The organism is Streptomyces sp. NPDC020884, from assembly GCF_044333935.1.
In the GTDB taxonomy this organism is placed as follows: domain Bacteria; phylum Actinomycetota; class Actinomycetes; order Streptomycetales; family Streptomycetaceae; genus Streptomyces.
This window is the reverse complement of record NZ_JBIRRY010000005.1, coordinates 58,865-84,106: the sequence shown is the minus strand read 5'-3', so window position 1 is coordinate 84,106 and position 25,242 is coordinate 58,865. Positions and strand designations below refer to the sequence as shown.

The window sequence follows — 25,242 nt, the reverse complement described above, 5'->3', positions numbered from 1 at the left end:
GGCCCGTCGGATCATGCGGTAGGGGCCTGCCGGGCGGGTGCGGTTACGGCTTCTGGAAGCCCGCGCCCTGGAGGATCTTCTGCGCGGCGGGCGTGGAGAGCCAGGCGACGAACGCGGCGGCGGCCTCGCTGTGCTCCGAGGTCTTCAGCGTGGCGGCCGGGTAGGAGGCGATGGCGTTCTCCGCGTCCGGGATCTCGATCGCGTCGACCTTGTCGGTGGCGGTCGCGGCGTCGGTCTTGTAGACGAGCCCGGCATCCGCCTCGCCGAGCGAGACCTTGCTGAGGACCGCGCGGACGTTGGGCTCCTGGGAGACCGGCTTCACCTCGATCTTCTGCGCGTCGAGGATCTGCTCGCTGTAGCGGCCCACCGGCACCTCGGGGGCGGCCAGGACGACCTTCAGCTTCGGGTCGGCGAGGTCCTGGAGATCCTCGACCTTCTCCGGGTTGCCCTCACCGGTGGCGATGACCAGCCGGTTCTTGGCGATGACCGTCGGCTTGCCGGTGTCGCCGGAGAGGCCGTCCATCGTCTTGGTGTCCGCGGTGACCAGGGCGTCGGCGGGGGCGCCCTGCTTGACCTGGGCGGCCAGTTCCTGGGAGCCGGCGAAGGAGAACGTCACCTTCGTGCCGGGGTTCGCCTTCTCGTACGCGGCCCCCGCCTCCTTGAAGACGTCCGTCAGGGAGGACGCGGCCAGCACGGTCAGGTCGGCCTTGGGTGCGCCCGAGACGGCGGAGGTCGACCCCGCGTCGCTGTCCTTGTCCTTGGCGGTGCCGGAGTCGTCGCCGCAGGCGGCGAGCGGGATCAGGAGCGCGGTGGTCAGGACGGCGGCGGCCGCACGGCGGCGGGTGATCGGCAGGGACATGAGGGTGGAGGCTCCTTGGATGCGTACGCGGCCGGCGGGCGCCGGCCGGGCGGGGCTGCGGTACGGGGGCGGCTCAGGTGCGGTCGATGTGCACGCTGGTCGACTTCACCCGGGCGGTCGCCTGCATGCCGACCTCGAGGCCCAGCTCCTCCACCGCTTCCCGGGTCAGGAGCGAGACGAGCCGGTGCGGCCCGGCCTGGATCTCGACCTGGGCCGCGACGTCACCGAGTTTCACCGCGGTGACGATGCCCGGGAACGCGTTGCGGGCCGAGGTGTACGGGGACTCGTCCTCGCCGCCCGCGCCCTGGCCGACCTCGATCGAGAAGGCGGCCAGCGCGCGGCCGTCGATCAGACGCCGGCCGGCCTCGTCGCGATGGGTCGCGACCCGGCCGGCGTCCGCCCAGCGGCGGGCGGTGTCGGGGCTGACCCCGAGAAGTCGTGCTGCCTGGCCGATTGTGTAGGACTGCATGTGCGACACGCTAGGGCAATCGGGCTGGCATTTACCATTCTCTGGACGATGATCCATCGCAGATGCGAGAGGTCTCGGAGGAATGTACGGGGCGCGCTCCGGACGGTACGGGGCAGCCGTACGGGCCGCGCCGGGGCAGCCGTACGGGCCGCGCCCGTCCTCCGGTCGCGGCCCGTGGTGGGTGTGTCGGTCCTGGGGTCAGGCCACCGGGGTCGTCGCGGGCATCTCGCCCTCGGTGGTGGTCACGTCGATCACGGTGAACGAGGCGCCCTGCGGATCGCTGATCGCCGCGAACCGGCCGAACGGGCTGCCCATCGGCCCGAACCGCAGCACCCCGCCGCGCTCGGTCGCCTTCGCCACCGCCGCGTCGCAGTCCGGCACGGCGAAGTACACGTTCAGGTACGAGGGCAGATCGGGCGGGAAGTCGTCGCCCATCGCCATCCGGCCGAGGACCGTCTGCCCCTGGACGTCGAACAGGGAGAAGTCGATCGAGTCGTCGTCGAACTTCCGCCCGGTGTACGGGAAGACGGCGGGGTAGAACGCGTCCACCGCCTTCGGGTCCCGGGTGAAGACCTCGCTCCAGCAGTACCCGCCGGGCGAGCCCATCTCCGTCTCGAATCCCTCGTGGGTGTCCGCCTGCCAGATGCCGAAGACGGCTCCGCCGGGGTCGCGGGCCAGCGCCATCGTGCCGAACCCGCCGACCTGCATCGGCTCCACCAGCACCTCGCCGCCGTTCTCGCGGACCTTGCCCACGGTCGCGGCGGCGTCCGGCGAGGCGAGGTACAGACACCACGCGGAGGGGCTTCCTTCCGTGCCCGGCATGGGCGGGGAGAGGGCGGCCGCCGCCTTGCCGTCCGCGTACGCCTGCGTGTAGCCGCCGAACTCCGCCCAGCTCTCGCCGAACGTCCAGCCGAGCACGTCTCCGTAGAAGCTCTTGGCGCCCTCGATGTCGGCGAACATGGCGTCCGCCCAGCACGGGGTGCCCTCGGGTTGTACAGCCATGGCGCGCCGGTCCTTCCCTGGGGGTTCCTGTCGTGGGTCCCGCCCCTACCGGCCAACGCTAGTCAGCCGGGGGCGGGACCGCGCGTCGGACGACCCGGGATCCGATTACGTACTAGTGCGTAAGAGGTGTGTCCTAGTGCGAAGGGAGGATGAGGTTAGGATCGTGCCATGTCCGCACTTCCCCCTCGGCCCGTGACCCTGACCGGGCGGCACGTCGAACTCGTCCCGCTGACCGTCGGCCATCTCGACGACCTCTTCGCGGCGGGAGGCGGCGACGAGGAGGTGTGGCGCTGGCAGGGCGGCCCCGCGCCGCAGACCCGCGAGGAGCTGCGCAGCCGCATGGAGCAGGTGCTCGGCAACGCGCAGTACGTGCCGTTCGCCGTCGTCCACCGCGGCAGCGGGCGGGCCGTCGGCTGGACCACGTACATGGACGTCGTGGTGCACGACGAGCGCCTGGAGATCGGCTGGACCTGGTACGGCCGGGCCCACTGGCGGTCGCCGGTGAACACCGAGACGAAGCTCCTGCTGCTGACGCATGCCTTCGAGGAGCTGGGCATGGGCCGTGTCCAGCTCAAGACCGACCACCTCAACGAGCGTTCCCAGGCGGCCATCGCCCGGCTCGGGGCGCGCCGCGAGGGGGTGCTCCGGCGGCACCGGCGGCGGCCGGACGGGAGCTGGCGGGACAGTGTCTACTTCGCGCTGCTGGCCGACGAGTGGCCCGCGGCGAAGGCGCGTCTCACCGCGCGCCTGGCCGCGGGCTGAGGGTCTGCCGGGTCACCCCCGGGACCGGTGCCGGGCGGGGCGCTCCTCGGGGGCGTGATCCGCGCAGTCGGGGTTCTCGCAGGGCCCCGCGCGCCATACCGGGACGAAGATCCCGAGGGACTTGTGGCGGTGGATTTCGGAGGGGACGGGCTGTTTGCAGGTCGGGCACATGAAAGCGGCCCGCTGCTGGGTCTCACGCTTTTTGCTGGCCATTTACTCACGATAGGCCGGGCGGGGGATTTTGGAAAGTCTTTCCCTTTGCTTTGCCGACGCCTTACTCGCCCGTACCGGTGTCGGACGGGTCCGTACCGCCCGTGCTTTTCGCCGGACGGCGCAGGCTCAGTGTCACCGACACCGCCAGAATCACGATGATCACCGCCAGGCTCACCAGGGACGGAATCTCCGGGATCGAGGTGCTGATCATTTTGTGGGAGGCCTGGAGGATGAGCTTGACCGCGATGAAGGCGAGGATGATCGCCAGGCCGTGGCTCAGGTAGTGGAACCGGTCGAGCAGCCCGGCCAGCAGGAAGTACAGGGCCCGCAGACCGAGGATCGCGAAGGCGTTGCTGGTGTAGACGATGAACAGGTCGTCGCTGACCGCGAGCACCGCCGGCACGCTGTCGACCGCGAAGATGAGGTCGGCCGCCTCGATCGCGGCGACCACCGCGAGCAGCGGAGTGGCGATCCGCCGCCCCTCCTTGTGGACGACGAAGTGCGTGCCGGAATAGTCGTCCTGGACCGGCATGACCTTCCGCAGCAGCCGCACCGCGAAGCTCTTGCCCGGATCGAAATTCTCTTCCTGGCCGCTGAGGATCTTATAGCTGCTGTAGAAAAGGATCGCGGCGAAGAGGAACAGCACGAAGGTGAAGCGGTTGACCACAGCGACGCCCGCGGTCAGGAACACGGCCCGGAACACCAGCGCCCCGATGACGCCGAAGAAGAGGACCCGGTGCTGGTATTCCCGGGGCACCTTGAAATAGGCGAAGATCAGCGCGAAGACGAAGAGGTTGTCGACCGACAGGCTCTTCTCCAGCAGCCAGGCGGTGGTGTACTCCGTCCCGGCGGTCGTCCCGAGGGTCAGGAAGACGACCCCGCCGAAGACCAGCGCGAGGCTCACCCACAGCGCGCTCCACAGCCCGGCTTCCTTGAAGCCGATGACATGCGCCTTGCGGTGCGCCAGCAGGTCGACCGTCAGCGAGACGACCACGGTCACGGCGAACACGATCCACAGCCACACCGGTACGTCCACGCCGGAGACCTCCCACTCGGTTTTTACGAGTGTGACCCGCCCGCTCCGTTGCCGCCCGCCGGAGAGCGCCGGGTGGCGGCCGCCACCGAGGCCATCAGCTCCGCGTCGAGGAACGAGGGATCGGCCAGCCGGGTGGCGGCGGCGTAGGAGTTGAACAGCGCCTTGGTGACCCGCAGCGCGGCCTCCGGGCGGCGGACCACCGGCTTCGCCCAGGCGGCGACCGCCTCGTCCAGCTCCGCCTCGGGCACCACCCGCTGGAGCACGGACAGCTCGTACGCCTCGGCGCCGTCGAACGCCCGGCCGGTGAGGACCAGCTCGCGCACCCGGGCCGCGCCCACCTCGTGGATCAGCCGGGGCAGCAGCCCGCCCCAGGCGGTCGGCAGCCCGAGCGCCAGCTCCGGCAGCCGGAAGCTCGCGGTGTCCGCGCCGACCCGCAGATCGCAGGCGAGGGCCAGCGCGAACCCCGCGCCGACCGCCTTGCCCTGCACCCGGGCGATCGTCACCGCACGGTTGCCGGAGATCGCCTCGCAGACCCGGCGGGCCTTCTCCCCGGCGACCCGGATGCCCCGGCCCCCGGCGTCCTCCTCCAGCCACCCCGCGAACTCGGTGCGGTCCCCGCCCAGGCAGAAGTCGTCCCCCGCGCCGCTGAGCACCAGCACCCGCACCTCGGGGTCCGGGGCGCCGAGGATGTCCAGCAGCTCGTCGAGCATCGCCTCGGTCACCGCGTTGCCGCTCGCCGGCGCGTGCAGCTCCACGTGCAGGACGGGGCCCTCGCGCCGGGTGCGTACCGTCGCGGCGCGGTCGTTGGACGTCAGGAAGTCGGGCAGCGAGAGCTTCACAGCGCCACGCCCAGCGAGGTGATGCGTCTGAAGACCATCCGGGGGGCGTACACCGGCGGCGAGGCGGTGCGCAGCGTGGGGAAGCGGTCCAGCATGCGCGCCAGCAGCGTCCGCGCCTCCAGCTTGGCCAGCGTGGCGCCCAGGCAGTAGTGCACCCCGCCGCCGAAGGTGAGGTGGCTGCCGCCGCGCAGGATGTCGAAGGAACCGGGATCCGGGTTGCGCCGCGGATCGTGGTTGGCCGCTCCGTACAGGACGTGGATCATGCTGTCCTTCTTGATGGGGACCCCGGCCAGGACGGTGTCCTCGGCGGCGATCCGGGTGTTGATGTGGATGGGCGGGTCGTAGCGCAGCACCTCGTCGACGGCCGCGTCGATGTGTTCCGGGTACTTCCGCAGCCACGCCCACCGGGCGGGGTCGGTCAGCAGGGCGGTCATCGAGGAGAGCAGCGTCGCGGTGGTCTCCAGCGAGGCGATGGTGACGAACATGGTCAGCCGGTAGAGGATCTCGTCCGCCCGCTCCCGGTCCGGCTCCATCGCGTCCCAGGTGTGGATCCACCCGGTCAGCACGTCGTGGCGGGGCTCGGCCCGGCGCCGGGCGACCAGATCGGTGAAGTAGCCGCGCAGCCGCACCGTCGCCTCGGCGGAGACGGTCAGCTGCGACTTGGTGGGCAGCAGCTCCTGGGCGAACACCTGGTTGTGGGTGATCTCCAGGATGTGCGGGTAGTCCTCGGGCGGTATCCCCAGCCAGGATCCGACGGTGCTGATCGGCAACTGCTCGCTGACGGTGGAGACGAAGTCCGCCTCACCCCAGCGGAGCTTCTCCGCCAGCTCGTCCAGCAGCCGGTCGGCGTCGCGCTCGACGTCGGGGGTGAGGCGTTCGATGGTGGAGCGGTCGAAGAGGTTGCCGAGCGAGCGGCGCTGGCAGGTGTGCTCGGGGGCGTTGAGCCGGGCCAGGGTGGTGGTCATCTCCCGGGTCGCGATGGCGTCCCACTGCTTGGAGTCGTCCTGCCGCTCCTGCCAGGCGAGGTCGGGGGCGAGCCAGTTGCGGCCCCGGAGAACCTGGCTCGCGGCGTCGAAACCGGTGACGAAATACCCGTTCCAGGGAGCGCGGACGACGTCACCCATCGTCCGCAGCTCCGCGAGTATTCCGTACGGATCGACCTGGCCTTCGGGGGAATTGAGTCTGCGAAGCAGGCCGATGACCGCGCGTCGACCGTCCGGGGTCCTGTTCGTACCGCCCGTGATGCTCACGCAGAGTTCCTTGACCTAGGCCCATGGTTACCGCCCTGAACCTACCCCTCCGGATATCTGCGCCAAGCATCGATCCATGTTGCCCCCGTCACATGCAATCGTCACAAATGCCCGTTTTCATACGCGAATTGTCGGCCTGTGAGTCATACGCGGAACACGTCGAGGAACGAACTCCACCAGCCCTTGTGCTTCTTGGCCGGCTCCCCGGCGTGACGGGGTGTCACCACCGGTGCGGGGGCGGCGTTCCGGTACGGGTCGGGCAGCTGGGCCGAGGTCTGGGCCGGCGGCTGCACTCCGGCCGCCGCACGGCGCGCGGCGGTGGGGGTGAACCGTACGGGCAGCGCGACCAGCGCCCGGTGGAAGGGGCCCGGCCGCCAGGCCACACCCGAGGCGGGCACGGCCAGCGAGAGGTCCGGGACGGTGTTGAGGATCTTCTCGATCGCGGTCAGCGCGATCAGCGTCGCGGGCGACTTGGCCGGGCACACGTGCGGGCCCGCGCCCCACGCCAGGTGGGCGCCCTTGCTGAGGGTCTGGCGGGCGTCGGTGAGCCCCGGGTCGCTGTTCGCGGCGGCGAAGCTGATCAGGACGGGGGTCTCCGCCTTCAGCACGACCCCGTCCAGCTCGATGTCCCGCACCGGGTAGTGCGTCGCGTAGTTGGCGATCGGCGGGTTGTTCCACAGGACGTCGTCCAGCGCGTCCTCGACGAGCATCCCCGAACCGCGCCGCTCGGGCGCGCCCGGCTGCTCGCCGGCGAGCATCAGCAGCAGCGCGTTGCCGATCAGGTTGCGCTCCGGCTCCACGCCCGCGCCCATCAGCATCACCAGCTGGTCCTTCAGCTCCTCGTCCCGCAGCCCCGCCGGGTGCTGGATCAGCCAGGAGGTGATGTCCTCGCCGGGCTGCCGGCGCTTGAGCGCGACCAGCTCCATCAGGCACTCGGTCAGCTCGGTGTTGGCGCGGAGCACGTCCTCGCCGTCGAAGATGGCCGACATCGAGCGGGTCAGCCGGTCGCCGATGTCGCCGGGGCAGCCGAAGAGCTGGTTGAACAGCAGCAGCGGCAGGAGCTTGGCGTACTCGTTGAGCAGGTCGGCGGTGCCGCGTTCGATGAACTGGTCGATCAGGTAGTCGGCGATCCGCTCGACATCCCGGCTCAGCCGGCTGCTGTTGAGCCGGGACAGCGACTCGGTGACCGCCTTGCGCAGCCGCAGGTGGTCCGCGCCGTCGGTGAACAGGCAGTTGGGCCGGTACACCATCATCGGCAGCACCGGGCTGTCCATCGGTACGGCGCCCTCGCGCAGCGCCGCCCAGCGCCGCGAGTCCCGGGCGAACAGCGCCGGGTTCTGCAGCACCCGCAGCGCCGCCTCGTGCTGCACGATCAGCGTGGCGTCCACCCCGGGGGCCAGCTCGATGGGCGCGGCGGGGCCGTGCGCCCGGAACCGGTCGTAGACGCGGTGCGGATCGGCGGCGAACTCCGCTCCGTACAGCGACGTCTGCTGCTGGTGCATGGGGCACCCGGCGGGGGCGCTGTACGGGGTGGCTCCCGGCGACGGGTCCATGTCGGCTTCCTCGGTGTGATCGCGGGGCCCGGTCGGCCCCGGTTGCGGGATACGTTTCGGGTGGGTCAGGCGGCGTGCGCCAGAAGGTGACGGACCAGCGTGATCAGGGCCTGCGCGGAGGAGTTCTGGTCCCGGGCGTCGCAGAAGACGACCGGGGTGTCCGGCAGCAGGTCGAGCGCCTCGCGCAGCTCGTTCTCGGCGTGCTGCGAGTACGGGTCGAAGCTGTTGACGGCCACCGCGTACTCCAGCCCGTACGTCTCGACCAGGTCGATGACGGGGAACGTGTCGGCGAGCCGTGCCGGGTCGACCAGGAGCAGCGCGCCCAGCGAACCGCGCGCCATGTCCTCCCACAGCTCCACGAACCGCTGCTGGCCCGGCGTGCCGAACAGATACAGCACCAGCTCGTCGCTGAGGGTCAGACGCCCGAAGTCCAGGGCGACCGTCGTCGTCTTCTTGTCGGGGGCGCCGCGCAGATCGTCCACCTGGGCGGCGGCCTGGGTCATCCGCTCCTCGGTGCGCAGCGGGGTGATCTCGGACAGCGTGCCGATCAGCGTCGTCTTGCCCACCGCGAAGTGCCCGACGACGAGGATCTTCGCCGCGCGCTGCACCGCGTCCGGCACATAGATGCTCTCAGCCGAACCGGACTTGGAGTCCATGCAACACCTCTTCGAGGATCTTCCTGTCAACGAGCTGGGCCGGCGGCGGCGCCTTCCGGCGCAGCAGGTGTCCCTGCTGGTTTAAGTCCTGGAGCAGCAGGCGGGCCACGCCGACCGGCAGGCCGAGGTGGCCCGCCACCTCGGCCACCGACAGATAGCCGCCGGAGCACAGCTCCCAGATCGCCTTGACCTCCGGGCTGGGGTTCGGCGGCGGCTGGCGCTCGGGGGCGAGGGTGACCAGGGTGACGAGGGAGAGGTCCTCCGCGTCGGGCAGTCCCCGCCCGCCGGTGATGACATAGGACCGGACGAACCCGCTGCTGACGCTGGACTCCTCGCCCGGCGCCGTCATATCTCGCTGCCCGCGTTCTGGCGGGGCGGCGTGGTCATCGCCTTCCCCAGCGCGGTGACCTGCTGCTGCATCCGGAAGGACATCGCCTCCATGTCCACGTCGGCGGCGGCGGTGGCGGCGAGATAGGCGCCGGTTCCGGCGGCGATCAGGAAGATCCAGCCGTCCTCGTACTCCAGGAGCGTCTGCCGCCAGCGGCCCGGGTTCCGGGTGCCGATGAAGGGGGCGACGGCCCGGCTGAGGGACTGCATGGAGCTCATGGCCGCGGCGACGGTCTCCGCGTCGTCCCGGCCGATCTCGCTGGAGTTGGCGAGCAGCAGTCCGTCGGCGGACACCAGGATCGCGTGCCGGGCACCGGGCACCTGGAGCAGATCGTTGAGTACCCAGGACAGATCGGGGTTCACTGGAACTCGGGTCCTTCCGTCGTCGTGTCGCGTCCGGACCGGGTGCCGCGCTGGAACGCGCCCAGTCGGGAGGCGGTCTCCTCGTTGCTGCGCACGGGCTGCGATTCGGCCGAGGGCACCGCGGAGACCGGGCTCTTGCGACGACGCTTCGGCAGCCCCCCGGCGGTGGTGGTGATCTGGGCCAGCGGCTGGGTGGCGGTGTCGGGGTGGGGCGTGGGCGGGAAGAGCGGGGTGGGCGCCGGGGCCGGCGCCTGCCACTGCTCCGCCTGCTGGACCTGCGGCGGGTGGGACACGGCCGCTTCGGGCGCTTCGGGTGCTTCGGCGGGCGCGGCGGCCGGCGGCGCCTCGGTGGTGAGCAGTTCGTCAGGGATGAGGACCACCGCGCGTACGCCTCCATAGGGGGAAACGGAGTCCACCGAGACCCGGAAGCCGTAGCGGGCGGCGAGCATCCCGGAGACGGCGAACCCGAACTGCGGCGGGATGCCCAGGCTGGAGACGCTGATCGCGGCCTGGGGGGAGAGGAGGGCCGCCGCGCGGTCCTTCTCCTCCTGGCCCATGCCGAGACCGGCGTCGTCGACGATGAGACAGACGCCCGTCGGCACGGCCTGGATGTTGATCTCCACCGGGGCGCCGGGGGCGGAGTAGTTCGTGGCGTTGGCCAGCAGCTCGGCGAGGACCACGGCGACGGGCTCCACCGCCCGGCTGACGACCGAGAAGTTCACCTGGCCGTTGACCCGGACCCGGTCGAAGTGCCGGATACGGCCCTGGGCGCTGCGGGCCACGTCGAAGACGGAGGCCACGGTCTCGCGCCGGCCGAGCCAGCCGCCGCAGAGCACGGCGATGCCCTGGGCGCGCCGGCCGAACTGACTGTTCGCGTGGTCCATCGCCATCAGGTCGGCGAGCATCCCGGGGTCGTCGCCGTACTTGCGCTGGGCCTTCTCGATCACGACCTGCTGCTCGTCGGCGAGGCCCTGGAGCGTACGGACGGCGGCCTTCAGGACGGCCTTGGTCTCCTCCTCGGCGTCCTTGCGGACCTCCGCGAGTTCGGTGGACTGACGCTGGAGCAGACCGTTGTGGACGACCCGGAGTTCGTCCCGCTGGTGCAGGAGCGCGTCGCGCTCGCCGCGCAGGTCGGCATGGTGTCTGCGCAGCTTGACATTGGTCGCGCGAGCCCGCAGGACGGCACCCACGGCGACCAGTGCTACGACAACCAGCGCCCAGATGACGGGGCCCTGTGGAAATGTCATGAGACTCACTTCAAGTGCCATGGCGGAAACGGCTTGACACCCCGTCAGGCGGCACGCGACCGGGGCTCTTTCGCCACGACCGTGCGCCGCTTCGGGAGGTGCCCCTCCGAAGGTGGGGCCGAGGAATTCATTCCTCCCGGAATGCCCCCATATGCCATCAGCCCACTGGAAGTAAGATGATCTTATCATCGGCCGCACGCTGAAATGTCAAGGCCGCCACGCCAGTTGCCACTTGACGCAGAACGTTCACATTGGGGAGACGCGGGGGAGGGGGTTCCGGCCCGATTCCCTTCATTTAGTGGGGAGTTGAGGGCACGAGCGCCCGGCGGCGACGCGAGCGGCGCCAAACCTGCCCCTGCCCCGTACGTCCCGTTCTGGTCCGTTTCCGGTCCGGCGCGGTCGACCGGGTGCGGCGCCGTCGCTCGGCCGGGGCCGGTGGAGGCGCGGGTCTCCTCAGCCGGGGCCGGTGGAGGCGCGGGTCTCCAGGGACCAGGCGTGCCGGCGGACGGTGTCGGGGGCGGCCCGGTCCGCGAGGATGTCGCAGAGCAGCTCGGCGCAGGCCCGCCCGTACGCGGCGGGGCGCAGATCGACGGCGGTGACGGGCGGCTGGGCGGAGCGCGTGGCGGTGCCGTCGACGCAGGACGCGACGAGCAGGCCGCCGCCCCCGCGCCGGTGGGCCGCCCCGGTGCCGCCGACCTCCCGGCCCAGGGCGGCCGCCGCGCGCAGGACGCCCGGGGCGGAGCCGTCGGGGGCGCAGATCACGGCGTCGACGGCGGGGTCGGCGGCGAGCAGCGCCCGGGTGGTCTCCTCGGCCTCGCCCGGGGTCGCCGCGAACGGCACGGTGCGCAGGGCCACCTCCACCCCGTGGGCCAGGCCCCAGGACCGGGCCGTCGCGCGCAGGGCGGTCGCCCAGGCGGAGGAGCCGGACGGGGCCAGGAGCGCGGGGCGGCGGGCGCCGCGCTCGGTGACATGGTCCAGGAGGGCGGTCAGCGAGGCGGCGTTGTCGCAGACCACGGCGCCGCTGGGGCCGGCGGCCGGGCCCAGGTAGCGCTCGCCGGTCACCACCGGGACGCCCGCGTCGAGGAGCCCCGGCACCGCGCTGTCGCCGACCTCCGGGTCGATCACCAGCAGCCCGTCGACGCGCGAGGCGATCCGCCCGCCGGTCGCCCCCGAAGGCGCGAGCAGCACCACGTCGAGGCCGTCCTCCTGGGCGCGCTCCACCGCCCCGAAGGCGAGGTTCATGTAGTAGTCCAGCCGGGTCGCGGTCCCCGGCAGGTGCAGCCCGACGGCCCCGGTGCTGGCGCGGCGCAGCCGACGGGCCGCGCTGTTGGGGCGGTAGCCGAGCTCCTCCGCCACCGCGCGGACCCGGTCCCGGGTGGCCCCGGCGACCCGGCCCGAGCCTTGGAGCGCGTCGGAGACGGTGCTCTTGGAGACCCCGGCGGCGCGGGCTACGTCGAGGAGGGTCACGGTCCGGGAGGTCACGGGGGTGAAGTCTAAGGGCTGTACCGGCGGGGAAGAGGGTTGCCGGAACGTTCCGGCAGGGTTAGATTCGAGGCGTGCCGGAACGTTCCGGCAACGCTGCTCGCGCCGCCCCCGTCCCCGCCCCGCCGGCCCTCCCCCAGGAACCCGCCATGCGTCTGATCACCGCGTACGACCCGCCCGCCTCCCCGACCCGGACCCGCCCCGCCGAGCGCGCCCCGCTGCGCGTCGCGGCCGTCCAGCAGCGCTGGCACCGCGACCCGGCCGAGCACCGCGCCGCCCTGCGGGAGGGCATCCGGCTCGCCGCCGCCGAGGGCGCCCGGGTGGTCTGCCTCCAGGAGCTGACGCTCTCGCCGTACTTCGCGGTCGTCCGCCGGGCCGACCACCCCGAGCCCGCCGGACCGGAGGAGCTGCTGACCGGCCCCACCTTCGCCTTCGCCGCCGAGGCCGCCCGCGAGCACGGCGTGTACGTGCACGCCTCGCTGTACGAGAAGGCTCCGGCGCCCGGCGGCGAGGACGACGGCCTCGGCTACAACACCGCGATCCTCGTGGCCCCCGACGGCACCCTCGCCCAGCGCACCCGCAAGACCCATATCCCGGTCACCGAGGGCTACTACGAGGACGACTGGTTCCGCCCCGGCCCGGCCGGTGACGACGCCTTCCCGCTGGTCACGGTCGAGGAGGCCGCCTTCGGCCTGCCCACCTGCTGGGACCAGTGGTTCCCGGAGCTCGCCCGCGCCTACTCCCTCGCCGGGGCGGACATCCTTGTCTACCCGACCGCCATCGGCTCCGAGCCGGGCTTCCCCGGCTTCGACTCCCAGCCGCTCTGGCAGAAGGTGATCACCGGCAACGCCATCGCCAACGCCACCTTCATGATCGTCCCGAACCGCGTCGGCGCCGAGAACGGCCTCACCTTCTACGGCAGCTCCTTCATCGTCGACCCCTACGGCCGCGTTCTGGCCCAGGCCCCCCGCGACGAGCCCGCCGTCCTCGTGGCCGACCTCGACCTCGACGCCCGCCGCGACTGGCTGGAGCTGTTCCCGTTCCTGACCACCCGCCGCCCCGACGCGTACGGGCCGCTCACCGAGACCCGCTGAGCGGGCCGGCTCAACCGGCCCTCGCGTAGCGGCTCCTGGGCCGGGCCAGGCCCAGGTGGCCGCGGAGCGTCGTCGTGCCGTACGCCGTGCGGAACGCCCCGCGCCGCTGGAGCTCCGGCACCAGACCGCGGGTGATCGCGGTGAGGTCGTGCGGCAGGACGCCGGGCCGGAGCCGGAAGCCGTCGAGCCCGGCGTCACGCCAGTCGAGCAGCAGGTCGGCCAGCTCGGCGGGCGTCCCGGTGAAGACCGCGGCGTCGGAGGCGAGCGGGGCCCCGGCCAGCCCGTCCAGGCGCGCCTTGCGGCGGGCGGCCGCGCCCGGCTCCTCGTCCAGCAGGACCAGCAGCTCCGCGAACCGCCGCAGCGGCCGCTCCCGTACGTCCCGGCCGGTGCGCTCCACCGCCGCGTCGACCTCGGCGAGCACCGCCGACGCACCCGCCCGGTCGTGCGGCGTGATGTGCACGACGTCCGAGGCGAGCGCCGCGAACGCGTACGGCGCCGAGGCATGCGCGAGGCTCACCACCGGCGGTGCGCCCTGCGGCGAACGCGGGGTGATCGAGGGGCCCTTGACGGAGAAGTGCGTTCCCCGGAAGTCGATGGGGTGCACCTTGTCGCGGTCGAGGAAGCGGCCGGTGGCCGCGTCCCGTATCTCCGCGTCGTCCTCCCAGCTGTCCCACAGCCGCCGCACCGCATCCACGGCCTCCGCGCCCTCCGAGAACAGCGGGCTCAGCCGGGCGGCGATCAGCTCCGGGCCGGTCACGTCGTCGTCGGTGAGCCGCGGGGTCGTACGGCGGCCGAAGTGCCGTGCGTCGGCGGCCCGGGAGGAGATCTGCGGCCGCCAGCCCGCCCGGCCCCGGCTCGCATGGTCGAGCGTGGCGATGCCGATGCCGACGTGGAACGGCTCGGTGTGGGTGACGTTCGTGGTCGGGACCAGCCCGATGTGGGTGGTGAGCGGCGCGAGGTGGGCCGCGAGCAGCACCGCGTCCACGCTGCCCCGGACCTGGTCGGTGCGGTCGTCGGGCCGGTGGAAGGCGGCGGACTGCAGACCGAGGGCGTCCTCGAAGGTGACGTAGTCGAGCAGTCCGCGCTCGGCCTCGGCGACCAGGGCGGCCCAGTACGCGGCCGAGAGCAGCGCTCCGGGCCGGGCGCCGGCCGCCCGCCAGGCCGCCGGGTGCCAGCCGGCGCCGTCGAGCGCGACGGCGAGGTGCAGGGGGGCGCGGGCGGGGGTGCGGGCGTGGGGGCGGGTGCGGGTGCTTGTGCCGGTGTCGGTGGCGGTGTCCGTACGGGGGACGGCGTCGGTACGGGGTCGGGTGCGGGTGTGGGCGCATGTGCCGGTGCCGGTGTCCGTGTCCGTACGGGTGCCGGTGTCGGTACGAGGGTGGTCGTCGGTCATGCCGGGGTCTCCCTCTCCTCGGGTGCGGCCCGGCGGGGCGTCCCGGGCAGGCCGAGGTGGTCCCGCAGGGTCGTTCCCGTGTAGTCCGCGCGGAACACGCCCTTCTCCTGGAGCAGCGGCACCACCCGGTCCACCACGCCGTCCAGGCCGCCGGGGGTCAGGTGGGGGACGAGGACGAAGCCGTCGGCGCCCCTGCTCTGCACGAAGTGGTCGATGGCGTCCGCGACCGTGCGCGGGCTGCCCACGAACGTCGGGCGGCCGCCGACCTCGATCATCAACTCCCGTATCGTCAGGCCCCGTTCCGTCGCGAGCCTGCGCCACTGCCGGGCCGTCTCGCCCCGGCCCGCGCGGAACACGGAGTGCCCCTTGAGGAAATGGGCGTCGTCGTCCGGCTCGATGTCGGGCAGCGGGCCGTCCGGGTCGTACGCGGACAGGTCGCGGCCCCAGACGGCCTCCAGATGGGCGATGGCGGTCTGCGGGCTCACCAGGTCGCGGCCGATCTCCTCCGCGTACGCCGCTGCCTCCTCGTCGGTGTCGGCGACGACCGCGTTGGCGGTGGGCAGGATCTTCAGGTCGTCCGGCGCGCGGCCGTAGCGGGCCAGCCGCCGCTTCACGTCCCGGTAGAAGCCCTGGGCCGCGTCGAGCCGGTTGTGCTTGCTGAAGACGACGTCGGCGTCGGACGCGGCGAACTCGCGGCCCGCGTCGGACTCGCCGGACTGGACGATCACCGGGTGGCCCTGCGGGCCCGGCGGGGTGGTGAACCGCCCCGCGATGTCGAAGTGCCGCCCGCGGTGCGCGAACCGGCCTGCCCCGTCCCGTACGAACTCTCCCGCCGCCGCGTCGGCGCGCAGGTCGCCGTCCGCCCAGCTGTCCCACAGCGCGCGTGCGGCGGCGAGGAACTCCGCGGCCCGGGGGTAGCGGTCGGCTTCCGCGAGGAAGCCGCCGCGACGGAAGTTCTCGCCGGTGAACGCGTCATGGCTGGTGACCACGTTCCAGGCGGCGCGCCCGCCGCTGAGGTGGTCGAGGGTCGCGAGCCGGCGCGCCACCTCGTACGGCTCGTTGAAGGTCGCGTTGACCGTGGCGGCGAGCCCCAGTCGGGTGGTGACGGCGGCCAGCGCGCTGAGCACGGTCAGGTTCTCCGGGCGGCCCGCGATGTCCAGGTCGTGGATCCGGCCCCGGTGCTCGCGCAGCCGCAGCCCCTCGGCGAGGAAGAAGAAGTCGAACTTGCCGCGTTCGACGGTCTGGGCGAGCCGGACGAAGGAGTCGATGGCGATCTGGCTCCCGGAGCGGGGATCCGACCAGACGGTCACGTTGTGGATCCCGGGGAGTTGCGCGGCGAGGTGGACGCGTCTCATGCCCGGCCCTCGTTTCCGGCTGTGGGTGTGGCTGTGGGTGTGGCTGTGGGTGTGGCCGGTTCCGGTTCCGGGTCCGGTGGCGTGGCCGTGATCACGTTCCGCCGGACGGGGAAGCCCGCGTCACGGGCGTACAGCACGACCGCGATCACCGGCAGCAGGAGCAGCAGGACGGCCCAGGGGAAGGATCCGCTGCCTGCGGCGTCGAGGAGGACCCCGCCGACGATGCCGCCGCCCGCCATCGCCACGTTCCAGAGCGTGACCAGCATCGCCTGGGCCGCGTCGGCGGACGCGCCGCCCGCGTCGCCCACGGCGGTCTGGAGCAGGGTGGGTATCCCGCCCCAGCCCAGGCCCCACAGCACGGCGGCGGCGTAGACGAGCGCGGTGGTGTCGGAGAGTACGGCCAGGAGGGCCGCGGCGACGGCGACCAGCAGGGCGCCCGCGACGGTGAGGCCGCGCAGCCGGTCGTGGATCAGGACCCCGGTGATCCAGATACTCGCCAGCGAGGCGGCGCCGAAGACCAGCAGGATCAGCCCGGTGGAGCCGCCCAGGCCCAGGTCGTCGAGGTACGCGGCGATGTACGCGTACAGGATGGTGTGGGCCAGGACGAAGACCAGCGTGACGAACAGGACCGGGCCCACCCCCGGGACGCGCAGGGTACGCAGCATCTTCGGCCGTTCGCCGCGCCCCTGCCCGGGGAAGTCCGGCACGGCCGCGGAGATCCACAGCAGGAGCAGCACGGTGAGCCCGGTCATGGAGAGGAACGCCACGCGCCAGCCGAGCGCGTCGCCGAGGAAGGTCCCGGCGGGCACGCCGAGCGACAGGGCCACCGGGATCCCCGCCATGGCGACGGCGATGGCCTTGCCCTGGAGGTGCGCCGGAGCCATCCGCCGCGCGTACCCGGCGAGCAGCGCCCAGGCCAGACCGGCCGCGACCCCGGCGACGAACCGCGCCGCCATCGTCAGTTCGTAGCTGGACGACACGGCGGTGACGGTGTTGGCGAGGGCGAAGCCGCCCATGGCGGTGAGCAGCAGCCGCTTGCGCCGCCAGGCGGCGGTGGCCGCCGTCAGCGGGATCGCGGTGAGGGCGGTGCCGATCGCGTAGACCGTGACCGTCTGCCCGGTCGCGGACTCGCTCACCCGGAGATCCGCGCTCATCGCGGGGAGCAGACCGGCCGGGAGCGTCTCGGTCAGGCTGGTGATGAAGACGGCGGTGGCGAGGGCGAGCAGCGCGAGCAGGGGGAGTTTCTGCTGCGGCCGGTCCCCGCTCCGGGTCTCCGGTGCCGCCGGGGAGGCGGCGGCTGCGTCGGGTGGGGTGCTCATGGGGTCTGCTCCAGGTGTCCGGGTGCCGGGATGCCGGGAGGCCGACTGTGCGCCGGAGGGCTTCGGGAAACCTTCGGGAACGCTGACGACCGGCCCCTTTCCCCGCATGTACGGTGGCGCGTATGCGGTTTGGGGTGCTCGGGCCACTGGTGGTGGGGGACGGCGAGGGGAACGACGTCACCGTCCCCGAGCGCAAGGTCCGGGCCCTGCTGGCCGACCTCCTCGCACACGACGGCGGCCCGGTCTCCGCCGACCGGCTCATCCATGACCTCTGGGGCGACGCGCCGCCCGGCAGGCCCGCGGGCGCGCTCCAGGCCAAGGTCTCCCAACTGCGCCGGGTGCTCGGCCGCGACCGCGTGGTGCGGCAGCCCCCGGGCTACCGGCTGCGCCTGGAGCGCGATACGGACGAGGTGGACGCCGACCGGTTCCGCGCCCTGGTGACCGAGGCCCGCCCCGTACGGGATCCCCGCGCGCGGGCCGCGCTGCTCACCGAGGCCCTCGGGCTGTGGCGGGGCCCCGCCTACGCGGACTTCGCGGACGCCTCGTTCGCCCGGGAGGCCGCCCAGCGCCTGGCGGAGCAGCGGCTGTCCGTGCTGGAGGAACAGGCGGAGGCCCGCTGGGAGGCGGGGGACCGGGTGCTGCTCGCCGGGGAACTGGCCGATCTCGTGGCCCGGCACCCGCTGCGGGAGCGGCTGCGCGCGGTCCAGATGCGGGCGCTCTACTCGGCGGGGCGCCAGAGCGAGGCCCTCGCGTCCTACGACGATCTGAGGGGCCGCCTCGCCGAGGAGCTGGGGGTCGACCCCGGGCCCGAACTCGGCGCCCTGCACCGGGCGGTGCTCCGACAGGACCCGCTGCTGATGCCGGGGGCGACGACGCTGCGCGGGGCGGGGCCCGGGGCCACGGATCGGGTGCGCCTCGGCGCGGATGTGGATCCCCGGGGGCCTCGGGGTCCGTTGGGGCCTCGAGTTCCGCAGGCATCGGTGGCACCTGTGGCACCTGTGGCACCTGGGGCAGCTGTGGTGCCTGAGATGCCTTCGGGGAACCTTCCGCTGCCCCTCACTCCTCTGGTCGGCCGTCGGCAGGCGCTCGCGCGGATCTCTCAACTCCTGGGCGGCGAACGCCTGGTGACCCTCACCGGGCCCGGCGGGGTCGGCAAGACCCGACTGGCGGTCGCCGCGGCCACCGCCGAGCGGGACCGTGCAGCGGCCGGCGGACCGGGGGACGGCGGACCGGAGGGTGGCGGTGCGGGGGGCGGTGTCTGGCTCGTCGAGTTCGCGGGTGTCCGTACGGGCACGCCCGCCGACCTGGCCCAGATCGTCGCCGCCACCCTCGGTATCCGGGACGACGCCCCGAGTGCCGCGCCGGGGGCCGGAGCCCTCTCCCTGCCGCACCGGCTGGCCGCCGCCCTGCGCGACCGTCGGACCCTGCTGGTCCTGGACAACTGCGAGCACGTCGTGGACGCCGCCGCCGGACTCGCCGAGCTGCTTCTGCGGACCGCCCCCGGGCTGCGCGTGCTCGCCACCGGCCAGGAGCCGTTGGGCCTGGCGGGCGAGGTGGTGTTCCTGGTCGAGCCGCTCCCGCCCGCCGAGGCCGCCCGGCTGTTCATGGAGCGCGCCGGGGCCGCGGCCCCCGGCTTCCCCCGTGATCCGGACGGGCCCGACCGCGAGGCCGTCGCCGAGATCTGCCGCCGCCTCGACGGCATCCCGCTGGCGCTGGAGCTCGCCGCCACCCGCGTACGGGCTCTGGGGGTAGTGGAGTTGGCGGCCCGACTGGGCGACCGCTTCCGGGTTCTGGCCACCGGACAGCGAGGCGCCCCGGCCCGCCAGCAGACCTTGCGGGCGGTGATCGACTGGAGTTGGGAGCTGCTCGGCGACCCCGAGCGCGTAGTCCTGCGCCGCCTCGCCGTCCACCGCGACGGCTGCGACCTCGCCGCGGCCGAGGCGGTGTGCGCGGGGGGCGGCGTCGCCCGGGAGGACGTGCTCGACCTCGTGGGGCGGCTCGTCGACCGGTCCCTCGTGGTCGTGGCGACCGGTCCCGAGGGGCCCCGCTACCGGCTCCTGGAGTCCGTGGCCGCGTACGCGACGGAGCAACTGCACGCGACGGAGGGCCCCGCGGCCGTACGCGAACGCCATCTGCGCCACTACCTCGCGCTCGCCGGGCGCGCCGAACCTCATCTGCGCGGCGCGGAGCAACGCCCCTGGCTGGACCGGCTGGACGCCGAGGCCGGGAATCTGCGGGCGGCCCTCGACGAGGCGGTGCGCCGCGCGTCGAGCGCTCCGGGGGCGGCGTGCGAGGCCGTGCGGCCGGCTGCTGCCCTGGCCTGGTGGTGGCTGCTGCGCGGCCGCCTCACCGAGGCCCGCCGGAGTCTGCACGCGGTTCTGACGGCCGTCCCTGGGGGATCGCCGGGCATGGCCGAACTGGCGCTGCTGCACCGGGCGTTCGCCCTGCTCACCGGCGAGGCCGCCGGGGCCGCAGGGACCGCCACGGCCGGGGCCGTCACGACCGGGGCCGCCGGGGCCGCCACGGCCCAGGCCGCCCGCACCGTCGCGGCCGGGGTCGAGGCCGCCGCTGAGGCCGTCCCAGACCCCGTGCGGCGGGCCCGCGCGCTGTGGTTGTGCGCGTACGGACTGTTCAGCGCGGGCGACACGGCCGGGGGTGAGGCGTTGAACGCCCGTGCGCTCGCCCTCTTCACCGCCGCGGACGACCTGTGGGGCACCGCGGCCGCGCTCGGTCTGCGGTCGACGCTCGCGCTCGTCGGCGGGGACCTCGACGGGCTCGGCCGCGACGGCCGGCGCAGCGCCGCCCTCTTCCGTGAACTGGGCGACCGCTGGGGTGAGTTGCAGACGGTGTCCCCGCTCTCCGCGCTCGCCGAGATCAGGGGCGGGTACGAGGAGGCCGAGCAGCGGCAGCACGAGGGCCTGCGGATGGCGCGGGAGCTGGGTCTTGAGGCGGAGGTGTCGGCCCGGCTCTCCGGCCTCGGCCGGCTGGCGCTGCTCGCCCGCGACTGGGGCCGGGCCCGCGACCTGCACGAGCGGGCGCGGCGCATCGCCGTCGAGCAGGGCTACACGTACGGCGAGATCCACTCCGGGATGGGCCTCGCCCTCGGCGCCCGCCGCTCCGGCGACCTCGACGCCGCCGAGGCGCATCTCCTGCGTATCCGCGACGGGTTCGCCGCCGTGTCGTCCCGGGCGGGCGACCACCTGCTGTGCGCGGAGCTCGGCTTCATTGCCGAACTCCGGGGCGAGGCGGACCAGGCCGCCGCGCACCACCTGCGCGGCCTGGCCGTCGCCCGGGTCCTCGCCGAGCCGCGCGCCCTGGCCCTGTCCCTGGAGGGCCTGGCCGGGGCCGTGGCCCTGACCGGCCGCGGGCCGGCCGCCGCCTGCGCCGCCCGCCTTCTCGGCGCCGCGGCAGCGGCCCGCCGCCGCGCCGGAGCCCCGCTGCCGCCCGCCGAACGCGCCGACGTCGACCGGGTCACGGTGGCGGCGCGGGCCGCCCTGGGCGTACGGGCGTTCACGGAGGCGTTCGACCGGGGCGGCCGGGGGAGCGCCGAGGCCGCGGTGCGCGAGGCGCGGGCGTTGCTGGACCGGCCCGCGCCCGTGCGCCCCTGAACCCCGACCCGCGCCGCGCGGCACGGGGTCAGCGCAGGGTCGTCAGCATCTCGGCGGAGAACGGGGTGATGTCCGCCGTGTGCCCGCGCAGGGTCTTCGCCGCCCACTCGGGGTCGGAGATCAGCGCCCGCCCGACGGCGACCATGTCGAACTCGTCGCGCTCCATCCGGTCCAGCAACTGCTCGATGCCGGTGACCTGGGAGTCGTTGCCCTGAAAGGCGCTGAAGAAGTCGTCGTCCAGGCCGACCGAGCCGACGGTGAGGGTCGGACGGCCGCTGATCTTCTTCACCCAGCCGGCCAGGTTGAGGTCGGAGCCCTCGAACTCCGGCAGCCAGTAGCGGCGGGTGGACGCGTGGAAGACGTCGACACCGGCCTCGGCCAGCGGCGTGAGCAGGGCGTCCAGTTCCTCCGGGGTCTTCGCGAGCTTCGCCTCGTAGGCGTCCGCCTTCCACTGGGACATCCGGAAGAAGAGAGGGAAGGCGTCGGACACGGCGGCGCGGCAGGCCGCCACGATCTCGGCCGCGAAGCGGGTCCGGGCGACCAGGTCGCCACCGTAGGCGTCGGTCCGCCGGTTGCTGCCGGACCACAGGAACTGGTCGATCAAGTAGCCGTGGGCGCCGTGCAGTTCGGCACCGTCGAAGCCGAGGCGCTCGGCGGCGGCCGCCGCGTCGGCGAAGGCGGCGATGACGTCGTCGAGGTCCCTCTGCGTCATGGCGCGCCCCTTGGGCTCGCCGCTGAGGGACAGGCCCGAGGGGCCGACCGGCTCGGCGTCCGGCACGGGCCCGGCGCCTTCGGTGCGGACCACGCCCACGTGCCACAGCTGCGGGATGATCGCGCCGCCCGCGCGGTGCACGGAGTCCGCCACGTCCGCCCAGCCCGCGAGCGCCGCCTCGCCGTGGAAGCGCGGGACCCGGTCGCTGGTCCCCGCGGACGGGTGGTCGACGTAGGTGCCCTCGGTGATGATCAGCCCGACGTCACCGGCGGCCCGCCGGGCGTAGTAGTCCGCCACGTCCTGTCCCGGGACGCCGTCCGGGGAGAAACTCCGGGTCATGGGCGCCATCGCGATCCGGTTCCGGGCGGTGAGGCCACGGACCCTGAACGGGCGGGAGAGGGTGTCCGCCGCGCGGGCCGCGGCGCTCGAGTCCGCCGGGTCCTTCACGGCTGCCGGGGCTGCCGTATCCGTCACGTCTGTCACGTCGGGTTCCTGTCCGTTGTGGGGTGGTCCACCCGGCCCCAACGCGCCCGCGCCGCAGGGGCATCCCGGTTTCGGCCCCGACGCGGGCAAAGAGTAGGCAAAGAACGGAGTCTGCCTCCGGTGCTCGGTGCGGTGTCCGGTGCGGTGCCGGTCCGGTGCCCGGTTCGGTTTCCCCGCCGCCCATGGCCGAGCGCTGCCCATGACATCCGTCATCGGGATCCATGACAGCCGCCACCCCGACGCGCCTTGGTTCCCGGGCAGGTTGGAGCCATGGCCACGGCGACCACAGGCAACCGGCCGCCCAGCGCACTCCACCCCGTGGCCCTGCACCCCGACCCGCCCCGACCCGGGAGGAACAGTTGAAGACCCACCGGACGACCCACCGGACGACCCACCGGACGACCCACCGGACGACCACTCTGGCCGCCGCCGGACTCGTCACCGCCCTCGCCCTGACCGGCACGCTCGTCATCCCCGCGACCGCGGCCCCGCCGGGAGCCGGGACGGCGGCCAGGACGGCGACGGCGACGGACGGCGTCACGCACGAGGAGAACGACCGCGTCCCCGAGGGGGCGGTCTGGACGCAGCACTACTTCCCGTCATCGGACGGCTCCGGCACCGAGCTGCACGCCGACGTCCTGCTGCCGGAGGGCCTGGCCAAGGGCGAGAAGGTGCCGGTGATCCTGACGGCGGGGGCGTACTTCGGGCACGCCGGGCAGATCGTCCCCGAGGGCCACGAGCGCTCCGGCCCCTCGGACCGGTTCCAGGACTTCGTCGAGGGCACCGACCTGTTCCAGGAGGGCTACGCGTTCGTGATCGTGGATACGCGCGGCTTCGGCGGCTCCACCGGCTGCCTGGACTTCGGCGGCCCCGGCGACCGGGCCGACGTCGAGGCCGCGATCGACTGGAGTGCGGGCCGCCCGTGGTCCACCGGAGCGGTCGGGATGTACGGCAAGTCCTTCGACGCGCTCACCGGCCTCATCGGCAACAACCTGGACCAGGACGCGCTCAAGGCCGTCGTCGCCCAGGAACCCGTGTGGGACGCGTACCGGCTCATCCACTCCAACGGCGTGCCCCGCCCGAACGTCGTCGCGACCGCCAGCACCTACAACGCCATCGCCGCGATGCCCGGGATGAAGGACGACGACGCCCGCTACCGGGCCAACGCCGCCTACGAGGAGAAGCACCCCGAGTGCTACACCGAGAACACGGCCGGCTACCGGATCGCCGACCCCGGCAACCCGTACTGGACCGAGCGCGACCAGGCGGAGAAGGCCAAGGGCACCGACACCCCGCTGTTCTTCACCCAGGGCTTCACCGAGTCCAACACCAAGCCCGAGGGCATGCGGGAGTTCCTGGCCGGTCACCAAGGCCCGCAGCGCGGCTGGCTCGGCCCGTGGGATCACGTGCGCGGCAACGAGAAGGACGAGGAGGGCCGGCTGGCCATGGGGCGTGAGGGCTGGTTCGAGGAGACGCTGTCCTTCTACGACCAGTACCTCAAGGGCGAGAAGCCGACGGCCGACCACCCGCCCTACGCCGTGCAGGACTCCACCGGCGCCTGGCGTGCCGAGCAGACCTGGCCGGCGGTGGACCGCTCGGTGACCGTGCCTCTCGGCAAGGGCGTCTACGTGGACAACGGCGAGGGTCCCGCCACGGGCAAGGCGTCCGGCCGGACACCGCAGCGGACCTCCGGGCCCGCCTCCCGCTTTGTCGTACGGTCCGAGCCCCTGGACCGGCCCACCCGCGTCACCGGCACCCCGAAGATCTCGATGACCGCCGAGGGGGAGGGGAACGTGATGGTCAAGCTGTACGACGTGGACGAGGACGGCAAGGCAGTCATGTTCGACGAGCAGGTCTCCCGGCTGGACGCCGACCGCCTGGACCTCGACCTCAAGTCGGCCGACTGGACCCTGGACGCCGGCCACACGCTGGCCGTGGAGATCGGCACGATCGGGACCGGCGACTGGCTGGACACCCCGTCGGGGCAGACCGTACGGATCGAGAACGCACGGCTCGAACTCTCCCTGGACGACCCGTCCGAGGACACCCCGACGGCCGGCGAGCGCGCACCGTACCTGGACACCTACCTGGGCCAGTACACGACCCGACTCCCGTCCGGCGCACCGGCGTTCACCCTCCCCGAGCCGAACGCACGGAACTGACGTACCGCGAGAGGGGGCGTTGTGCCTCGCGGCGGATGTCCCGCCTTTGTCGCCGGCTCCCTGCAGATGTGTCCGCAATCGGTAACCGAGGCATCCCGCGCGGGCGTTCGCGTGTCTAGATGGGCGCACGGCAGCGGTGGAGACGGCAAAGGGGCGGGCGGACATGGCAAAGCACAAGGGAAGGGCCTGGCACAGCCGGCTTCTCGCGGCGGCGCTCGGTGTGACGGCTCTGGCCGCCGCGACCTCGGTGTGGACCGCGCAGGCCGACACCTCCGGGGGACGGCCGTCGCAGGGGCGCGCCTCATCGCCGGACGCCCGGCCCGTGGCCGAGGTGGCGGCGGACATCGCGCACGCATCGGACCGCGGCGCCCGGGGCGTCAACATCACCATCGACGACGGACCGGACCCGGTCTGGACGCCGCAGGTGCTGGAACTGCTCGAGGAGCGCGGTGTGAAGGCCACGTTCTGCATGGTGGGCACGCAGGCCCAGGCGTACCCGGACCTGGTCAAGGCGGTCGTCGCGGACGGCCACCGACTGTGCAACCACACCGTCTCGCACGACACCACCATGGACACCAAGTCCGAGGCGTATCAGCGCCGGCAGATCCTGGACGCCGAACGCATGATCACCAAGGCGTCCGGGGGCGTCCGGTCGCAGTACTACCGCGCCCCGGGCGGCGCCTTCACCCCGTACAGCCGACAGCTCGCCGCGTCCCACGGCATGCGACCGCTGGGCTGGAACGTCGACACCAAGGACTTCGAACACCCCGGTGCGGACACCATGGTCGCCACCGTCAAGCGGGAGATCTCCAGTGGGCCGACCGTGCTCTTCCACGACGCGGGAGGGGAACGCTCCCAGACCCTGGCCGCGCTGCGCGAGGTCCTGCCCTGGCTGAAGGAGCAGGGCTACTCCTTCGGCTTCCCCGTGCGGTGAGCGGCGCGGTGGCCGCCGGTGGCCTCCGGCCGGTGGCGTCGACCTGACACGGGGTGCGGTCTTCCCC

21 protein-coding genes are annotated in these 25,242 nt (G+C 73.2%); 5 read left to right on the top strand and 16 right to left on the bottom strand.

Translation table 11 applies throughout. From position 1 onward, the window contains the following. Positions 1-43: 43 nt before the first annotated feature. The 3 genes from modA to ACH4UK_RS17200 all read right to left on the bottom strand — a co-directional run bounded on the left by modA (position 44) and on the right by ACH4UK_RS17200 (position 2,330). Positions 44-859, bottom strand: coding sequence for a molybdate ABC transporter substrate-binding protein (gene modA, locus ACH4UK_RS17210; protein ID WP_398357121.1), 816 nt, complete (start codon positions 857-859; stop codon positions 44-46). A gap of 73 nt (positions 860-932) precedes the next feature. Beyond that, positions 933-1,328 carry a molybdopterin-binding protein gene (locus tag ACH4UK_RS17205; RefSeq protein WP_398357119.1) on the bottom strand — a complete coding sequence of 132 codons (396 nt, stop codon included), beginning with the start codon at positions 1,326-1,328 and terminating at the stop codon, positions 933-935. A gap of 198 nt (positions 1,329-1,526) precedes the next feature. After that, positions 1,527-2,330 (bottom strand): VOC family protein, encoded by an 804-nt coding sequence (locus ACH4UK_RS17200; protein WP_398357117.1) that lies wholly within the window; start codon positions 2,328-2,330, stop codon positions 1,527-1,529. Between the two features lie 168 nt (positions 2,331-2,498). On the opposite strand from ACH4UK_RS17200, the gene ACH4UK_RS17195 reads away from it, so the two are divergent. Further along, on the top strand, positions 2,499-3,092 hold the full coding sequence (locus ACH4UK_RS17195) for a GNAT family N-acetyltransferase (RefSeq protein WP_398357115.1): 594 nt from the start codon (positions 2,499-2,501) through the stop codon (positions 3,090-3,092). A gap of 274 nt (positions 3,093-3,366) precedes the next feature. Here the strand turns inward: ACH4UK_RS17195 and ACH4UK_RS17190 are convergent, their stop codons facing one another. From ACH4UK_RS17190 to ACH4UK_RS17150, 9 genes are all read right to left on the bottom strand, one after another. Further along, complete coding sequence (locus ACH4UK_RS17190) at positions 3,367-4,341, bottom strand: TerC family protein (protein ID WP_398357114.1); 975 nt, start codon at positions 4,339-4,341, stop codon at positions 3,367-3,369. Positions 4,342-4,364: 23 nt separating this feature from the next. Then, positions 4,365-5,180 carry an enoyl-CoA hydratase/isomerase family protein gene (locus ACH4UK_RS17185; protein WP_398357112.1) on the bottom strand — a complete coding sequence of 272 codons (816 nt, stop codon included), beginning with the start codon at positions 5,178-5,180 and terminating at the stop codon, positions 4,365-4,367. After that, positions 5,177-6,304 carry a cytochrome P450 gene (locus tag ACH4UK_RS17180; protein WP_398357746.1) on the bottom strand — a complete coding sequence of 376 codons (1,128 nt, stop codon included), beginning with the start codon at positions 6,302-6,304 and terminating at the stop codon, positions 5,177-5,179. Before ACH4UK_RS17180 ends, ACH4UK_RS17185 begins: the two co-directional genes overlap by 4 nt. Before the next feature lie 269 nt (positions 6,305-6,573). Next, on the bottom strand, positions 6,574-7,983 hold the full coding sequence (locus tag ACH4UK_RS17175; protein WP_398357111.1) for a cytochrome P450: 1,410 nt from the start codon (positions 7,981-7,983) through the stop codon (positions 6,574-6,576). A 65-nt stretch (positions 7,984-8,048) separates the two neighbouring features. After that, positions 8,049-8,639: an ATP/GTP-binding protein gene (locus ACH4UK_RS17170; RefSeq protein ID WP_018960846.1), complete on the bottom strand. Its 591-nt coding sequence runs from the start codon at positions 8,637-8,639 to the stop codon at positions 8,049-8,051. Further along, positions 8,614-8,988 carry a DUF742 domain-containing protein gene (locus tag ACH4UK_RS17165; RefSeq protein ID WP_398357109.1) on the bottom strand — a complete coding sequence of 125 codons (375 nt, stop codon included), beginning with the start codon at positions 8,986-8,988 and terminating at the stop codon, positions 8,614-8,616. Before ACH4UK_RS17165 ends, ACH4UK_RS17170 begins: the two co-directional genes overlap by 26 nt. Next, positions 8,985-9,389: a roadblock/LC7 domain-containing protein gene (locus ACH4UK_RS17160; RefSeq protein ID WP_384336039.1), complete on the bottom strand. Its 405-nt coding sequence runs from the start codon at positions 9,387-9,389 to the stop codon at positions 8,985-8,987. Before ACH4UK_RS17160 ends, ACH4UK_RS17165 begins: the two co-directional genes overlap by 4 nt. Next, positions 9,386-10,636, bottom strand: coding sequence for an ATP-binding protein (locus ACH4UK_RS17155; RefSeq protein ID WP_398357107.1), 1,251 nt, complete (start codon positions 10,634-10,636; stop codon positions 9,386-9,388). Before ACH4UK_RS17155 ends, ACH4UK_RS17160 begins: the two co-directional genes overlap by 4 nt. A gap of 453 nt (positions 10,637-11,089) precedes the next feature. Next, positions 11,090-12,118, bottom strand: a complete 1,029-nt coding sequence (locus ACH4UK_RS17150) for a LacI family DNA-binding transcriptional regulator (protein ID WP_398357105.1) — start codon at positions 12,116-12,118, stop codon at positions 11,090-11,092. A 149-nt stretch (positions 12,119-12,267) separates the two neighbouring features. Here ACH4UK_RS17150 and ACH4UK_RS17145 point away from each other — a divergent pair, with 149 nt between their 5' ends. After that, positions 12,268-13,212: a carbon-nitrogen hydrolase gene (locus ACH4UK_RS17145; RefSeq protein WP_398357744.1), complete on the top strand. Its 945-nt coding sequence runs from the start codon at positions 12,268-12,270 to the stop codon at positions 13,210-13,212. A 10-nt stretch (positions 13,213-13,222) separates the two neighbouring features. On the opposite strand, the gene ACH4UK_RS17140 is transcribed toward ACH4UK_RS17145, so the two are convergent. From ACH4UK_RS17140 to ACH4UK_RS17130, 3 genes are read right to left on the bottom strand one after another with little or no spacing between them, the layout of a single operon-like run. Continuing rightward, positions 13,223-14,602 (bottom strand): LLM class flavin-dependent oxidoreductase, encoded by a 1,380-nt coding sequence (locus ACH4UK_RS17140; RefSeq protein WP_398357103.1) that lies wholly within the window; start codon positions 14,600-14,602, stop codon positions 13,223-13,225. Beyond that, positions 14,599-15,957 carry an NtaA/DmoA family FMN-dependent monooxygenase gene (locus ACH4UK_RS17135; RefSeq protein ID WP_398357101.1) on the bottom strand — a complete coding sequence of 453 codons (1,359 nt, stop codon included), beginning with the start codon at positions 15,955-15,957 and terminating at the stop codon, positions 14,599-14,601. Before ACH4UK_RS17135 ends, ACH4UK_RS17140 begins: the two co-directional genes overlap by 4 nt. Further along, positions 15,954-17,276, bottom strand: coding sequence for an MFS transporter (locus ACH4UK_RS17130; protein ID WP_398357100.1), 1,323 nt, complete (start codon positions 17,274-17,276; stop codon positions 15,954-15,956). The genes ACH4UK_RS17135 and ACH4UK_RS17130 overlap by 4 nt, the downstream gene beginning before the upstream one ends. Before the next feature lie 122 nt (positions 17,277-17,398). On the opposite strand from ACH4UK_RS17130, the gene ACH4UK_RS17125 reads away from it, so the two are divergent. Continuing rightward, entirely contained in the window at positions 17,399-20,884 is a 3,486-nt protein-coding gene (locus ACH4UK_RS17125; RefSeq protein ID WP_398357098.1) for an AfsR/SARP family transcriptional regulator, read from the top strand. 28 nt (positions 20,885-20,912) lie between these two features. On the opposite strand, the gene ACH4UK_RS17120 is transcribed toward ACH4UK_RS17125, so the two are convergent. Next, on the bottom strand, positions 20,913-22,070 hold the full coding sequence (locus ACH4UK_RS17120; protein WP_398357742.1) for an NADH:flavin oxidoreductase: 1,158 nt from the start codon (positions 22,068-22,070) through the stop codon (positions 20,913-20,915). 368 nt (positions 22,071-22,438) lie between these two features. On the opposite strand from ACH4UK_RS17120, the gene ACH4UK_RS17115 reads away from it, so the two are divergent. Continuing rightward, positions 22,439-24,241: a CocE/NonD family hydrolase gene (locus ACH4UK_RS17115; RefSeq protein ID WP_398357096.1), complete on the top strand. Its 1,803-nt coding sequence runs from the start codon at positions 22,439-22,441 to the stop codon at positions 24,239-24,241. 163 nt (positions 24,242-24,404) lie between these two features. Then, entirely contained in the window at positions 24,405-25,175 is a 771-nt protein-coding gene (locus ACH4UK_RS17110; protein ID WP_398357094.1) for a polysaccharide deacetylase family protein, read from the top strand. Positions 25,176-25,242: the final 67 nt, after the last annotated feature.